Source organism: Streptomyces albus subsp. albus (assembly GCF_000725885.1).
GTDB classification, from domain to species: domain Bacteria; phylum Actinomycetota; class Actinomycetes; order Streptomycetales; family Streptomycetaceae; genus Streptomyces; species Streptomyces albus.
Genome location: NZ_JODR01000013.1, coordinates 1 through 14,775, shown reverse-complemented (window position 1 = coordinate 14,775; position 14,775 = coordinate 1). Strand labels below are relative to the sequence as shown.

At 73.7% G+C, this 14,775-nt stretch carries 12 protein-coding genes; 6 read left to right on the top strand and 6 right to left on the bottom strand.

What is annotated here, in order from left to right; genetic code table 11:
* Nucleotides 1-67 precede the first annotated feature (67 nt).
* Nucleotides 68-1,201 (top strand): ADP-ribosylglycohydrolase family protein, encoded by a 1,134-nt coding sequence (locus tag IO40_RS0115565; protein ID WP_031175582.1) that lies wholly within the window; start codon nt 68-70, stop codon nt 1,199-1,201.
* A gap of 7 nt (nt 1,202-1,208) precedes the next feature.
* On the opposite strand, the gene IO40_RS0115560 is transcribed toward IO40_RS0115565, so the two are convergent.
* Nucleotides 1,209-2,003, bottom strand: a complete 795-nt coding sequence (locus tag IO40_RS0115560) for an SDR family oxidoreductase (protein WP_016472534.1) — start codon at nt 2,001-2,003, stop codon at nt 1,209-1,211.
* Nucleotides 2,004-2,090: 87 nt separating this feature from the next.
* Between IO40_RS0115560 and IO40_RS0115555 the strand changes: the two genes are divergently transcribed.
* Complete coding sequence (locus tag IO40_RS0115555) at nt 2,091-2,948, top strand: hypothetical protein (RefSeq protein WP_031175581.1); 858 nt, start codon at nt 2,091-2,093, stop codon at nt 2,946-2,948.
* Between the two features lie 156 nt (nt 2,949-3,104).
* On the opposite strand, the gene IO40_RS0115550 is transcribed toward IO40_RS0115555, so the two are convergent.
* From IO40_RS0115550 to IO40_RS0115540, 3 genes are all read right to left on the bottom strand, one after another.
* Nucleotides 3,105-3,317 carry a DUF397 domain-containing protein gene (locus IO40_RS0115550; protein ID WP_016472536.1) on the bottom strand — a complete coding sequence of 71 codons (213 nt, stop codon included), beginning with the start codon at nt 3,315-3,317 and terminating at the stop codon, nt 3,105-3,107.
* A 269-nt stretch (nt 3,318-3,586) separates the two neighbouring features.
* Complete coding sequence (locus IO40_RS0115545; RefSeq protein WP_016472537.1) at nt 3,587-4,447, bottom strand: helix-turn-helix domain-containing protein; 861 nt, start codon at nt 4,445-4,447, stop codon at nt 3,587-3,589.
* 453 nt (nt 4,448-4,900) lie between these two features.
* The gene (locus IO40_RS0115540; RefSeq protein WP_016472538.1) at nt 4,901-5,665 is read right to left on the bottom strand and encodes a GOLPH3/VPS74 family protein; all 765 of its coding nucleotides are present in this window, start codon (nt 5,663-5,665) and stop codon (nt 4,901-4,903) included.
* 195 nt (nt 5,666-5,860) lie between these two features.
* On the opposite strand from IO40_RS0115540, the gene IO40_RS0115535 reads away from it, so the two are divergent.
* Complete coding sequence (locus IO40_RS0115535) at nt 5,861-8,641, top strand: serine hydrolase (RefSeq protein ID WP_234336548.1); 2,781 nt, start codon at nt 5,861-5,863, stop codon at nt 8,639-8,641.
* A gap of 188 nt (nt 8,642-8,829) precedes the next feature.
* Entirely contained in the window at nt 8,830-11,358 is a 2,529-nt protein-coding gene (locus IO40_RS0115530; protein WP_031175579.1) for a hypothetical protein, read from the top strand.
* A gap of 70 nt (nt 11,359-11,428) precedes the next feature.
* On the opposite strand, the gene IO40_RS0115525 is transcribed toward IO40_RS0115530, so the two are convergent.
* Together IO40_RS0115525 and IO40_RS0115520 are read right to left on the bottom strand one after the other, a co-directional pair.
* On the bottom strand, nt 11,429-11,824 hold the full coding sequence (locus IO40_RS0115525; protein ID WP_030406820.1) for a VOC family protein: 396 nt from the start codon (nt 11,822-11,824) through the stop codon (nt 11,429-11,431).
* A 232-nt stretch (nt 11,825-12,056) separates the two neighbouring features.
* Nucleotides 12,057-12,614 (bottom strand): flavoprotein, encoded by a 558-nt coding sequence (locus tag IO40_RS0115520; RefSeq protein WP_016472542.1) that lies wholly within the window; start codon nt 12,612-12,614, stop codon nt 12,057-12,059.
* Between the two features lie 186 nt (nt 12,615-12,800).
* Between IO40_RS0115520 and IO40_RS0115515 the strand changes: the two genes are divergently transcribed.
* Together IO40_RS0115515 and IO40_RS0115510 are read left to right on the top strand one after the other, a co-directional pair.
* On the top strand, nt 12,801-14,066 hold the full coding sequence (locus IO40_RS0115515) for a helix-turn-helix domain-containing protein (RefSeq protein WP_016472543.1): 1,266 nt from the start codon (nt 12,801-12,803) through the stop codon (nt 14,064-14,066).
* Between the two features lie 147 nt (nt 14,067-14,213).
* Nucleotides 14,214-14,633 carry a hypothetical protein gene (locus IO40_RS0115510; RefSeq protein WP_016472544.1) on the top strand — a complete coding sequence of 140 codons (420 nt, stop codon included), beginning with the start codon at nt 14,214-14,216 and terminating at the stop codon, nt 14,631-14,633.
* The last annotated feature ends 142 nt before the right edge of the window (nt 14,634-14,775 follow it).

The window sequence follows — 14,775 nt, the reverse complement described above, 5'->3', positions numbered from 1 at the left end:
GCCGGCCCCCGTCCACTAGAGTGCGGGGGCCACAGCCGAAGGAGGCGCCGGGAAAAGGGGGACGACCGTGACGGGTACGGGTGGGGCGGACAGCGGGACGACGGCCATCTGGGGCCGTGCCGAACAGCAGGACTTCCGCAGCAGAGTGCGCGGCTGCCTGCTGGGCGGCGCCATCGGGGACGCGCTCGGCGCGGGCGTCGAGTTCGACTCCCTCGACCGGATCCGCCAGGCGCACGGCCCCCAGGGCGTGACCGACTACGTGCCCGCGTACGGCCGCCGCGGCGCCGTCACCGACGACACCCAGATGACGCTGTTCACCGTGGACGGCCTCATCCGCGCCCACGTCCGCCGCGACACCGGCGCCTGGCACCCGCCCACCGATGTGCACGCCGCGTATCTGCGCTGGGCGGCCACCCAGCGCGACTGGGGCCCCGACGAACGCCGGGAGGGCGACGGCTGGCTCGCCCGCCAGGAGTGGCTGTACGCGCGGCGGGCCCCGGGCAACGCCTGCCTCAGCGGGCTGGCCGACACCCGGATGGGCACCCTCGACCAGCCGAAGAACCCCGGCTCCAAGGGGTGCGGCACCGTCATGCGGTCCGCGCCGTTCGGGCTGCTCGTCGGCTGGGAGGCGGGCCTGGTCTTCCAGCTCGCCGTCGAGTGCGCCGCCCAGACGCACGGCCACCCCACCGGGTATCTGGCGGCGGGCGCGTTCGCCGCGATCGTGCACGCCCTGGCCCGCGGCGACGACCTGGACACCGCCGTCCAGCGCGCCCTCGTCCACCTGGCCACCCGCCCCGGCCACGAGGAGACCACCGAGGCACTCAAGCGGGCGCTGGGCGCCGTACGGCAGGGCATGCCGTCCCCGGAACGCGTCGCGGTGCTGGGGGAGGGCTGGACCGCCGAGGAGGCCCTGGCGATCGGCGTGTACTGCGCGCTCGTCGCCGAGGACGTACGGCACGGACTGCTGCTGGCCGTCAACCACGGCGGCGACAGCGACTCCACGGGCTCGGTCTGCGGCAATCTGCTGGGCGCCATGCACGGGGAGACGGCCCTGCCGGCCGGCTGGGTCGCCGAGCTGGAGGGCCGCGCCACCATCCTGGAGCTGGCCGACGACTTCGCCCTGGAGATGACCCAGGGCCCCGCCCTGCACGGCCCCGGCGCCGCCTCCCCGGCCTGGCTGGCGCGGTACCCGAGGGCCTGAGCCGACTTCAGCGCATCAGCTCCCCGGCGTTCACCATCAGGCACTGGCCGGTGATGCCGCGGGAGCGCGCGGAGGCGAAGAACGCCACGGTCTCGGCCACGTCGCCGTCCTCCGCCATGCGCGGCAGCGCCATCCGCGCGTCCAGCCGCTGCCGCACCGCCTGGTGGGGCACCTGCTCGCTCTCGGCCGCCCACGCCACGTAGCCCTCGACCATGGGTCCCCACATCCAGCCGGGCTGCACGGTGTTGACGCGCACCCCGTAGGGGCCCAGCTCCCGGGCGAGGGAGTACATGGCGGACACCAGCGCGCCCTTGGACGCGGCGTACGCGGCCTGCCGCACCTCGGTGGGGGCGGCGACCGACGACTGGGTGCCGATCATGACGACGGAGCCGTCACCGCGCGCCCCGGCCTCACGCAGCGCGGGCAGACAGGCGCGGGTCATCCGCAAGGTGCCCAGCAGATTGACGTCCAGGACGCGCTGCCACTCGGCGAAGTCGGCGTCCTCCAGACCGCCCATGACGGTGTCGAGGGCGGCGACGTGCACGACGGCGTCCAGACCGCCGAACCGTTCCACGGCCAGCTCGGCCAGACGCGCGCACTGCTCCTCGTCGCCGATGTCGGTGACCCGGTAGGCGCTGCGGGTGCCGTCCGGATCGACGGCGGCGGCGCAGGCGGCGAGATTCTCGCGGGTACGGGCGCCGAGCACGACGCGGGCGCCCTCCCGCACACAGACGGCCGCCACCTCGCGGCCGAGCCCGGCACCGACCCCGGAGACCACCACGGTCCTGTTGGCGAGCAGCACGCCCGATCCCCTCCCGCACGGCCATCGATTTCTGACGCTCAGTCAGTTACACCGTAGGGGAGGAGCGAAGGGGGAGGAAGAGCCGCGATGGACGAACCGACCGAGCCGCCCGCCGCCACGGGCGGCGACACCTACGCCCGCCTGGCCGCCGTCGGCCCCTACGGCGTACGACCCGGGCACGCCCTGATCACGATGGTCGAGCCGCACCCGGGCCACGAGTACGCCTACAACCGCTGGTACGAGGACGACCACTACATCGCCGGCGCCATGGCCATGCCCTGGATCTACGCGGGCCGCCGCTGGGTCGCCACCCGCGACCTCCAGCTGCTGCGCTACCCCGCCGCCTCGGCCGTCGCCCAGCCGGTCACGGCGGGCTGCTATCTGTCCACCTACTGGCTGACCGAGGGCCGCTACGCGGACCACATGAAGTGGACCGTCGCCATCAACCGGCGGCTCAACCAGGACGGGCGCGTCCACCACGAGCGCACCCACGTCTTCACCAGCTTCCAGGACCACGAGACCACCGTCTACCGCGACGGCGCCGCCGGCCCGCGCGACCACCACGCGCTCGACCACCCCTACCGGGGCCTGGTGCTCCAGGTCATCGACGCGGCGGGGCCGAAGGAGCGCACCGCGGTGCTGGAATGGCTGCGCACCACGCATCTCCCGGCCCGGCTGGCGGGCTCACCCGCCGCCATGGTCACGGTCTTCCGCCCCACCCCGCTGCCGGGGGACAGGATGTCGTACGTCAAGCAGGTGGAGGGCGTGGATACCCGGCTCACCCTGCTGTGGTTCCTCCAGAAGGACCCGCGCGCGTGCTGGGAGGCATGGTTCACGGGGCTGGAGGAGGCCGTCGCCCGGGGCGGTGCGGCCCGGACGGAACTGGTGGCGCCGTTCATCCCGACGATCCCGGGCACGGACACCTATGTGGACCGGTTGCGGTGAGGAGCGCCGGGACGGTCCTCACCGCCGGTTCCCCTCGGCCGGGACGAGCGGTCCGGTCGAGGGGGTTCGGTACTGCTCGCGGCGGCCCTCGTCACCACGGCCCGCGCCACGGGGGCGGGCCGTCGGGGCCGGGACGGGGCCGCCGGCCTCCCGGGCTCAGGCCGGGAGGCCGAAGTCTCCGTCGTTCACCCGCGTCACGAACGCCCCCCACGCCTCCGGACGGAAGCTGAGGGCGGGGCCCTGCGGCTCCTTCGAGTCGCGCACGGCGACCGTGGCCGGCGCCGGGGACTTCACCTCGACGCAGGCGCCGTTACCGCCCGAGTAGCTCGACTTCGTCCACGCGTGCGTCGTTCCCTGCTGAATGGGCATGTTCGCTCCGGTTGATCCGTGTTGTTCCTGACGTGCGAACGACACTACGCGGCGATTCGTGCGCAGCAAGCAAACGTTCACTCAACCGGATGGCATGTACCAATGCGCCCTCCCCGGGGAGTACGGAGCGGTGTAGCCTCCGGCTTTTTCCAGGGGCATGTCAGCACAGGACGTGCGCACGGCACAGAACGGCCGGCACCGCACGCGGCATGACACAGCGGCAATTTCCGGCCGGGAAAAGAGCGGGCCCGCGCTCCCGCGTCCGGGGCTCAGCCCCGGGCGTACTCCTTGGCGACGTTCTCGATGAACTCCCGCGTCTGGTCCGGGTTCAGCGCCTGCGCCCGCAGGTGCTCGTACATGACGCTGTAGTTCTGGACGTCGTTCGCCTTCTCCAGATAGAGGTCGCTGGTGACGCCTTCGAGATAGATCACGGTGGAATCCGAGGCGTCCGGGAACTCCAGAATGGCGTACTGCCCGTTCACACCCGGGTGCGCGCCCATGGAGAACGGCATCACCTGGAGCGTGACATGCGGGTGCTGCGACATCTCGTTGAGGTATTCCAGCTGCTCGGCCATCGTGTGCTTGCCGCCGACCTCACGGCGCAGCACCGACTCGTCCAGCACCGCCCACAGCCGCAGCGGATTGCGCTCGTCCCTGATGCGGTCCTGCCGCCGCATCCGCACCTGCACCCGGCGCTCGATGTCCGCCGCCGTGGCCTCCGGCAGCGCACCGGCCACAACGGCCTCCGCGTACGCCTGCGTCTGCAACAGCCCCGGCACGACCTGCGGTTCGTAGACGCGCAGCGAAGCGGCGTCCGTCTCCAGACCGATGTAGACGCTGTAGGGGATGTCCCCGAACGCGTGCCACCAGCCCTGCTGCCGCGACTCCTTGGCCATCTGCATCAAGGAGTCGACTATCCGGCGGTCCTCCACCTCGTAGACCCCGCACAGGTCGCGCACGTCCCGCTGGCTGATGCTGCGTCTGCCGTTCTCCAGTCTGCTGATCTTCGACTGGGACACCAGAAGCCGGTCCGCGACCTCCTCGGCCGTCATACCGCGCTGCTCGCGCAGGCGGCGCAGCTCCTGGCCCAGTCGGCGACGCCGGACTGTGGGGTTGACGTTCGACGCCACGGGACCGCACCTCCGTGTAAGTACGACTACTCCCAGCAGGTTGCCATCAAAAGGGGCGCTCCCGCTGGGAAATGACGACACAGAGTGCGTAACCGAGTACAAATCGCGGTGCCTTAGCCGAAAGACGCACGCGCGGGGTGCGGATTCGGCCTTCGGTGCCGCGCACTGCCGGCCCGGCGCCGCTTCCGCTTCCGCACGCCCGCCGCCGCGACCGTGCACGGCACCGCGGCGCCGCAGCGTGCCCGGCGTCGCGCCGTCGCGAACGAGGGCGGCATCACGGCGCCGCACCGGGGCCGGTGGTGCCCGCCGGGAAGAGACGTTCCCGAAGGCGCCGGCGTACCCGGTGCCACGTCCGGTGCCGCGTCGCCGCCGCGCGTGAGGCGGCGGCCGGCCACCGGCCGTCCGGTGCGTCGGACGGCCGGGTGCCGTACCGGTCCTCGGTGCGCCCGCGGCTCAGCGTGCTCCCGCGCGGACCATGCCGCCCGCCAGGTGCCGTGCCTGTTGGGGCACGCGCCGTGCCGCGGGGGCGGACGCCGCCCTGGCCGGGGAGCGGCCCGCAGCCGCGCCGCCCGCCGGGGCCCGCCGCGGCTGGGCCGCGACGCCGTTCTGCACGTCCATCACCGCGTGCGCCACCAGGCCGCCCATCGGGTCGTGCCTGATCAGGTCCCGCAGCCGGGAGCGGCAGGACCGCCCCTCGTTGCCGGGGTAGAGGTGCTTGCCGAGGCCGACCGCGTGGGCCAGCGCGGCGAGCGCCGCCGTCCGGGGGTCCGGCGGGACCCCGGTGCGGATCGCGGCGTCGAGCCGGGCCCTGATCTCCCGGCTGATGGCCGTGTCCGTGGCTTGGTAGCGCGTCGTCGGCAGCACCCCGCACATCTGGCCGGAAACGGCATGCACCATGCCGCACCGCTCCAGATGTGTGAGATAGGTTTGGCGCAGCCCCAGCCGGGGCCCGCCGATCCAGTGGACGGCGCGCACCGGGCTGCCGCGCCTGCGCAGCAGTTCCAGTGCGGAGTCCAGTGTCGGATCTCCGGTCGGCCGTGGCAGCACCACGGCGATACGATCCCCATCCGGGGCTATCCGTCCCGCCAGAGCCAGCTCCACTAGCTGCGCCCCGGCCAGGCCGAGGTCAAGCGACTGCGGCTGCGCCGTGGTACCCGTGGCCGGGTCCAGAGCGAGCAGCAGAAGCTCCTCGGGAATTGTTCTGCGGCTCCTGCCCATCCATGCCTCCCCGCGTGGATGAATGACAGGGTGACCCCTCTCACATTGGTCTGTCGAGAGTGCCTGGACGTTATGGGCGGGAACCAGTAGGTATGTCGTTCTCGTCTGCCGATGTGGGAGGCCGTTGGAGCCGCCCTCTGGAGGAGTGCCGTCACGCCGGTGGCGGCCTCGGTGCACGGGACACTGTTAACTGGTATGGCGAGCGGCGAGCAGCAGCATCAGGAGGCATCGGTGGCGGGCGAATCCCCCGACAGGTCGGAGCGGGAGAGGTCGTCGGGGGAGACGACGGGGAGCGGGGGCACGGTTGCGCGCCCCGGCGAGACGGCCGAAAACGAACGGTTGAGCGGTGCGGCCCCGGAGAAGGGCGGCACTTCCACGGCCGACCCCCAGGGCTCCTCCCGCATTCCCGCGCCGACACCCCCGGGGGAGGAAGCGGGCGGCCCCGACGCAGCGGAGGGGGCCGACGAGGCGGCGGAGGCCGACGGGAGCGCGACCCACGAGAGCGGCGGCACCGGCGGCCACGGCAGGAGCACCGGCACCGGCAAAGGCGGTGACGGCCCCGACGCGCGCGGCAAGGGCGGCCGGGCCGGCAACTCCGACGAGGCCGGCAAGACCGGCGCCGGCAGCGCGGGTGACAAGAGCGGCACGGGCGGCAAGGCCGACGGGGCCGACGAGGGTGACGCGCGGCTGAAGACCGCCGTCGCCGCCTGGGTCGCGGGCGACAACGGCCGCACGGGCGGCTCCGACGGCGAGGGCAAGCCCGCCGGGGGCGAGGGCCGCGGCGCCGGTGCCCCGGACGCGGCGGAGGAAGCCGGCCGGAGTGGCGCGGCGGACGCGTCCCGCGCGAAGGACGCCCCCCGGCAGGCGGGCGACGCCGCCGGATCGAACGGCTCGTCGGACACGGCGACCGCGATGTTCGGCATCGTGCGGCGCGGTGAAGGCGGCGCCGGGAAGGGCGGCGAGGAGGCTGCTGCCGACCGGGCCGAGCGCCTGACCTCGGCGTTCTTCGGTTCACCCAAGAACGGCAAGGGTGAGCCCGCGGACGGCGGGCGCGGTACGGCCTCCGGAGAGGGTGCCGCGGCGGCCACTGCCGGGAAGAAGCCCGCCGTCGATCAGCCGACGGCGGTCTTCCGCGCGCCCGACGTCAGCCGCGCACCGAAGAAGCCGGACACGGCGGACGGTGCGGGCAAGCCGGCCGAGGCGGACAAGAAGGAGAGCAAGGGCAAGGCCGCCGCGCCGCAGGGCGGGGACAAGTCCGCGAAGACGGCGAAGGGCCAGCCGGAGAAGTCCGGTACGTCCGAAAAGGACGATGCGCCGGGAACCTCCGGGAGAAAGGGTTCAGCCACCCCCGACCCCCGCGCCGCGACGGCCACCGCCGCCCCGGCCGGTACGGACACCGGCAAGGGCAAGCCGGACGCCGACGAGTCGGACGCCGAGCGCACCAGCCAGTTCATCCCCCTCCGCTCGGCCGACGAGCCGCGCACCCCCGCGCGGACGCTGCCGCCCACGGCCGCCGCCCCCACCGCGCCGGCCAGGCCTGACGCCCCGCCGGCGCCCACCGCCAACCCCTGGGCCGCGGCCCCGCCGCGCCCCGCGGGCAGCCCCGGCGCGCAGACACAGGGTGCGGCCGAGGCCGATGCGGAGCGCACCCGCCAGCAGCCGATGCCGGGCACCCCGGAGGCGGAGGCGGCCCGCCAGGAACCGCAGCCGCTGGACCTGCTGGCGCAGCTGACCAACAGCCCGCCGCCGCCCGAGACGCCGATGCGCACCGTCGTACGGCGGGTCAAGATCTGGACGCCGCTGGTGCTGCTGCTCGCGGTGATCTTCGTCGTCGTGCAGTCGGTGCGCCCGCTGCCGGACCCGACGCTCTCCCTGACGGCCAGGAGCACCTACACCTTCGACGGCGCCAAGCCCTCGATGCCCTGGCCGTCCGAGGGGCAGGCCGTGATCGAGGTGGACGGGCTCGGCTCGTTCGGCACCTACGGCGAGCAGAAGCCGGTGCCGATCGCCAGTGTGGCCAAGGTGATGACGGCCTATGTGGTCCTGCGCGACCACCCGGTCAAGAAGGGCACCAAGGGCACGATGATCCCCGTCGACAAGAAGGCCGAGAAGGAGGCCGGGCTCAGCGCTCAGAACGAGTCGACGGTCAAGGTCAAGGCCGGTACGCGGATCTCGCAGCGCGAGGCGCTCAACGCGATAATGATCGCCTCCGCGAACAACGTGGCCCGGCTGCTGGGGCGCTGGGACGCCGGCTCGGAGAAGGCGTTCGTGACGAAGATGAACGCCGCCGCCAAGGACCTGGGCATGACCAACACCCACTACACCGACCCCAGCGGTCTGACGGCCTCCACCGTCAGCACCGCCGCGGACCAGGTGAAGCTGGCCAAGAAGGTCATGGAGTTCCCGCTCTTCCGCGAGGTCGTGCGGCAGCCGAACTACGTGGACGCCAACGGCAAGACCCAGCCCAACTGGAACCGGCTCGTCCCGCTCGACGGGGTCGTCGGCATCAAGACCGGCACCACCACCAAGGCGGGCGGCAACCTGGTGTTCGCGGCCGAGAAAGAGATCGGCGGCACCAGGCAGCTGATCGTCGGCGCGATGCTGGGCCAGTACAAGCCGTCCATCCTGGACACGGTGCTGGCCAACAGCAAGAAGCTGATCGACTCCGCCCAGGACTCCCTCACCTCCCGGACGGTCGTCAAGAAGGGCCAGGTCGTCGGCTACGTGGACGACCAGCTCGGCGGCCACACGCCCGTGGTGGCCACCAAGGACGTGACCGCCGTGGGCTGGTCCGGCCTGAAGGTGAAGCTGGCCCTGACCGGCAACGGCAAGCCCGTCCCGCACGAGGCGGCCCCCGGCACCAAGGTGGGCACCCTCACCGCGGGCGACGGGCCCGGCCAGGTGCGCGTCCCCGTCGCCGTCAAGGACGAGCTGACCGAGCCCGGCTTCGGGAACAAGCTGACGCGAGTGGGCTGAACCTTTCCGGGCCCGGCCGCGTCCCCTGTTCCGGTCCGGCAGGCCGCACCCGCCCGCGCGCCCCGCGCTCCCCGTGGCGGAAATCCGGGGAGCGCGTGGGGCGGCGGCCGAGGGCGCGGGCGGCGTCCGGTAACGTCAAGCGGATCTGAGCCGCACAGCCGTACGGGGAGGACGGGGGAAGAGACGCGATGGCCACCGTGCACCCACCGCGGACGCCGGAGTCGGACCCCGACGCCGGCCCCGGTGGCATAGCCGGACGTCCGGGCGTGGAGGACGCCGCGGACGCCGTTCGGACACCCGTCCCCGGCCAGCGCCCCCAGCGGGCGCCTGCGGAGGACGCCGCCCCGCCGTCCCCTGTCCGCGAGGACGGCGGGGCGGAGAACTCCCGTACCCCCGGTACGCACAAGGCACCCGCCGGCACCGGTATCGACGGTGCCGGCGGGCAGCCGGCCGGTGAGCCCCTGCGACCGGACCCGGCCTCCGCCACGGACGGGACCGCCGGGCCTCGTACGACGACGGAGGCCGACGGGGCGCGCGGGGACACGGACACCGCCGGACCGCCCGACGCCGGCGCTCCCGCGGCGGACCGCTCCACGGCTTCGGGCGCCACCGCGGCGGGTATGTCCGCGGGCGCCACCGCGGCTGCAACGTCTGCGGGGGCTGCCGGGGCTCGTGCGACTGCGGGTGTCGCCGGGGGCGGTGCGGTGGCCGATCTTGTCGAGGGCAGTGCCGCGGCGGCGGCTGCCGGTACTGCCGGGGTGACGGAGGCCGTCGGGGGCCATGCCACGAGCAGGGCCCGCGAGGCCGGTGAGGCCGGCGGCGTCCGTGCGGCCGTGGGGACTGCTGGAACCGACAAGGACGCCGGTATCGCCCAGGCCGCCGGGGAGCCGGTGCCCGGGCTGCCGGGTGCGGGCGCGGCGGCCGGGACCCGGTCGCCGGAGGCGGTGCCGTGGTGGCGGCGGATCGGCGAGGCGCGGTCCCGGCCGCTGTTCGTCGTCGGCGCCGCAACGGCCGCGGCAGCCGTGCTGCACCTGCTGTGGCTGTGGTTCCTCGCCAGCGGCGGCGGCGACCTGGCGGCGCAGGACGCCTGGGCGGAGTTCGCGGGGGAGCACCCCGGCTCCGCGTACAACCTCGCCTGGTACGGGGGGATGCACCCCGTCTCCTACAGCGTCATCTCGCCCTATCTGATGGCCGTCCTCGGCGTCCGCTCGACGCTGATACTGGCCGGGGTGCTCTCGGCGGGACTGCTGGCGCTGCTGCTCGCACGGACCGTGCCCCACCCGCTGGTGCCGTCCTTGTGGGGTGCGTTCGCGCTGGTGTGCAACGCCGCCTCGGGGCGGGTCACCTTCGCGCTGGGCATCTTCTTCGGGCTGGGTGCGGTCGCCGTCGTGTGGACGTGGCCGGCGCGCTGGCGCGGCGGCCGGGCCAGCCGGACGGCACGCTGGCTGCGGGCGGTGCTCGCCATACTGCTGGCCGCGCTGGCGACCGCGGCCAGTCCGGTCGCCGGACTGTTCCTGGAGGTCGTCGCGGCCTCGCTGCTGCTGGCCCGGCGGCCCGCCGCGATGTTCGCCGTCGCGGTGCCGCCGCCGCTGGTGGTGGCCTGCTCGGCGCTGCTGTTCCCGTTCACCGGGGTGCAGCCGATGCCGTTCGTGTCGCTGATCTTCCCGGTGCTGGGCGCGGTCGCGGTGACCCTGCTGGTGCCCAGGAGCTGGACGGCCGTGCGGGTGGGCGGCGCCATCTACGCGCTGGGCATCGTGCTGACCTGGGCGATCCCCTCGCAGGTCGGCTCCAACGTCGAACGGCTCGGGCTGCTGTTCGCCGCGGTGGCGCTGCTGGCGGCGGCGCCCCTGGTGGTGGGCCGGAACCCGGCCGCGTGGAAGTCCCGCAAGGGGCTGGCCATGGTGCTGGCACTGGTGGTGACGATGGGCTGGCAGGTCGCCAAGCCCACCTGGGACGTCCTGCACACGACCCCCGACACCGACTGGAACCGGGAGCTGAAACCGCTGGTGCAGCAGCTCCGGAAGGTGCACGCCGACCGGGCGAGGGTCGAGGTGGTGCCGGTCAACAGCCACCGCGAGGCCTCGGCGCTGGCGCCGTACGTGAACCTGGCCCGCGGCTGGAACCGGCAGGCCGACCTGGAGCGCAACCCCCTCTTCTACGAGGAGGACCTCAGCCCCGAGCGCTACCACGCGTGGCTGCGCCGTTGGGCGGTCCACTACGTCGTCCTGCCCGCCGACCCGCCCGACATCGCCGGTGGCGTCGCGGAGGCCAGACTGGTGGGGCAGGGGCAGCCGTATCTGGAGGAGATCTGGTCCGACAGCAGCTGGCGGCTCTTCCGCGTCAAGGACGCCGTACCGCTGGTGGGCGCCTCCGCCACGGTCGAGCGCGCCGACGCGGAGTCCGTCACGGTGCGGGTCGGCAAGAGCGGCCGGGTGCTGGTGCGGGTGCCGTACTCGCCGTGGCTGGGGCTGGTCGACGCGGACGGCGACCGGGTGGCGCCGCCGGACCGCGACGACGAGAACGTCAACGGCTGCCTGCGGGAGGCCGAACCGACCTTCGGCGGCCCGCCGCCGGAGGGCAAGGACGAGCCGGTGCTGGACACCTGGACGGTGCTGGACGCGCCGCGCGCCGGCGTCTACCGCATCGCCGCCCCCTACAAACTGCCGCGCGGCACCCCCTGCCCCGACGAGCGCGGGGCCGAGGACAGCCAGGACTGACGCCACCCGCCGGACCGCCGCACGGTGTGCCGGGGCCCGGCGGGTGCCCGTGCGTCCGCCCGGCACGGGATCAGCCCGTGCGCCCCGCCGAACCGTAGGGCCGGGTGATGATCTCCAGGACGTGACCGTCCGGGTCCTGCCAGTACACCCCGCGGCCCCCGTCGTTGTGGTTGATCTCCCCGGCCCGCCGGAGGTGGGGATCGGCGTAGTGGGTCAGGCCCGCTTCCTCGATGCGGCCGAGGATCGCGTCGAACTCCTCCTCGGTGACGAGGAACGCGTAGTGCTGCGGAGCGACCGGCCCCTCGCCCGCCTCGGCGAAGTCGAGGGTGACGCCGTTGGCGGTGGTGACCGGCAGGAACGGGCCGAAGCGGGGCTGCACCGTCAGTCCCAGCAGCCGGGCGTAGAACTCCGCGGACCGCTGCTGGTCACCGGCGTACACGATGGTGTGGTTGAGCTGGACGGGCACGACAGCCTCCCTGGGCTCGGATCGGTGCGGCGCGCCCGGCGGAATCCGGTGCGCTGCGTGCTGCAACCGTCACCCTGCACAACGAACCGCCCCCGGCCCGGAATTTCGCCCGGCGGCTCGGCCCTTGGTCGTACGACCGCCGTCGGGGTGCCCGCGGCCGTGGGCCTGGGCCGGGCGACCGCCGCCGCGTCAGCCCGCCGCCCGTCTCCCCGCGCCCGGCCCCGTCACCGTGTCACCCCGCCACGCCGCGGGCCGGGGCGGCCTCGTCCGCCGCGGCCAGCGCCAGCTCCCAGGGGAACGCGCCGGGGCGGCCCTCGCCCGGCGGGTTGGGGACGAAACCGCCCTCCCCGTACAGCACCCGCACCCCCGCCTGCCGCAGCACCTCCAAGGAGCGGGCGAACTGGGGGTGGCGGGCGTAGGCCGCGTTCACGCACGGCATCGTCACCAGCGGTATGCCCTTGCCGATCGCCTCGGCCGCGAACCCGACGACGAACTTGTCCGTGATACCGAGCGCCCACTGGTTGACGGTGTTGAAGGTGGCGGGCGCCACCAGGGCCACCGTGGCGGGCGGCCACACATCGGGCCGGCCCGGCAGCTTGTAGGCGGACCGCACCGGGTACCCGCACTGGCGCTCCAGCACGGGAAGCCGGTCCTCCAGCCAGCGCGCGGCGGTCGGCGTGAGCCCCAGGCACACGTCCCAGCCCGCGCGCTGCGCGTCGGCGACGACCTCGCCGACGCGCAGAACGGGAGGCGCCGCACAGGCGAACAGATACAGGACGCGTGAGGACATGGCCGCATCACACCACGGGAACCGCCGAGTTCGCGTTCCGGGGGCACCTCACCGGCACTTCTCACACCACCCCTTTCCCGCGCAACTCCCCGCGACACGTTCGGGTGGTCCTCACCGCCGGGCGCCTGCGCCGTGGTGCGCCGTGCGTACCGTTCCGGGGCACCGATGAGCGGAACGGAGTCGCGGATGCGCGGGCAGAAGGAAGAACACGCGGGCGTCCGCATCGCCCACCAACGCAAACTGGCCGGGCTGACCCAGCGCGGGCTGGCCGCCAGGATCCCCTACTCCTACAGCCTGTTACGGCAGGTCGAGGAAGGCCGCAAGAACGCATCGCCCGACCTGATCTCCGCGGTCGCCAGAGTCCTGCGGATCGATGTGACGGTGCTGACCGGCCAGCCGTACGTCACCGAGCTCCAGCAGGACAAACTCGCCGCGCTCATCCGCCCCATCCGCGAGGCGCTCGACCTGTACGACCTCGACGACGGATACACACCCCCCGCCGGCCGCACCGCGGGGCAGCGGCCTCCCGGCGGCCCCGTCGCCGGCCACGACTCCGGGGCGGCGGCGCCCCGCAGCCCGGCCGAACTCGCCGTCCAGGCCGACGACCTGTGCCGGATGGTGCGCGCCACCCAGCTGAGCAAGGCCGCGCACGCGCTGCCCGCGTTCATCGCGGAGGTCACCGCCGCCGCACACAGCAGGCCCAGCACCCAGCTGTGGCAGACACTCGGCTCCGCCTACCGCACGGCGCACGACATCGCCACCAAACTCGGCTTCTACGACCTGGCGACCATCGCTCTCGACCGGCTCGGCTGGGCCGCCGAACGCGGCTCCGACCCGCAACTGGCCGCCGTCCGCCAGTACATGCGCGCCCTCACCTACTTCCGCGAGGGCGAGCACACCATCGGGCTGCGCCTCATCGACGCCGGCCACCGGGCCCTCCAGCGCGCCGACCGCGGCGAACGGGAGGCCCGCGCCGCCCTCGCCGTACGCGGCCAACTGCACCTGGGCGCCGGCGTCATCGCGGCCCGCGCCCACGACGCCGACGCCGTGCGCACCCATCTGCACGAGGCCGCCGCAGTCGCCGAACGCACCGGCGAGGCCGGCCGCGTCCACTGGCTGAGCTTCGGCCCCGCCAACGTCGCCGTCCACGAGGTGTCGGCCCAGGTGGAGCTGCGGCGCTACGGTGCCGCGCTCGACAAGGCGCACCAGGTCCGCCTCCCGCACGGCTGGCCGATGTCCCGCCGCGCCCACTTCTACGTGGACCGGGCCCGCGCCGAGATGGAGACCGGGCGGTGCGACGCCGCACTGGAGTCGGTGATGACGGCACGGAAACTGGCCCCCGAACAGACCCGCTACCACCCGGGCGCCCGCGAAACCATCAACGGACTGGTCGCCCAGCGCCGCCGCACCCCCGACACCCTGGACAGCCTGGCGGCCTGGCTCGGCCTGTGAGGCGGCGGCCTTGGGCGGAACGACTACAGAAAGCAAGCAAAGTGTCACTCATCGGTGACACTTTGCCGCTTGTGCGGTCGGCACGCTGAGCGCGTCGAGAAGAAAGCGCCTCACACGCCGACGACGCGCGAGAGCACAGGAGAAGCCGTGACCGTATGGTGGCCGCTGCCGAAGGGCCTGGATGCCGTGCTGTTACCCGCGGGGGAATGGTGGGACGCCGTCCGGGTGCCCGCCTACCTGGGCGAGGACGTGCTGTCCCGGCTCGGCGGCTCGTCCGGTGCCGTCATCCGCGACCCGTACGGCAGCAGGCTCTACTGGCTCATCGAACCGGGCAGCGCCCGCGACTGGTCGTTCAACGAGTTCGCCGCCGTGCAGGTGCTCTCCACCGCGAGCTGGGTGACCGTACCGCCCAGCAGCCGCCTGCACCCGCCGGGCCCGCACTGGGCCGTACCGTGCACCCCGGCCGCCTCCCTCACCCCCGCACCGCTGCTGCACGCGGCCCTGCACAAGACGATCCTGCACAACCTCGGCCCCCGGCCCGGCACCACCGCGCGGGGCGGCGGATGACGGCGGCCCCGCACGGCGGCCCCACGGCCCTGGGGCCCAACGGCCACCTTAGGTTCTAGTAGTCGTCGCAACACCCCAGCTCAAGGGGTGCGATGGATTTCGAGATCCGAGCGGACCGGGCTCCGCAGGGGCGTAAGAAGTT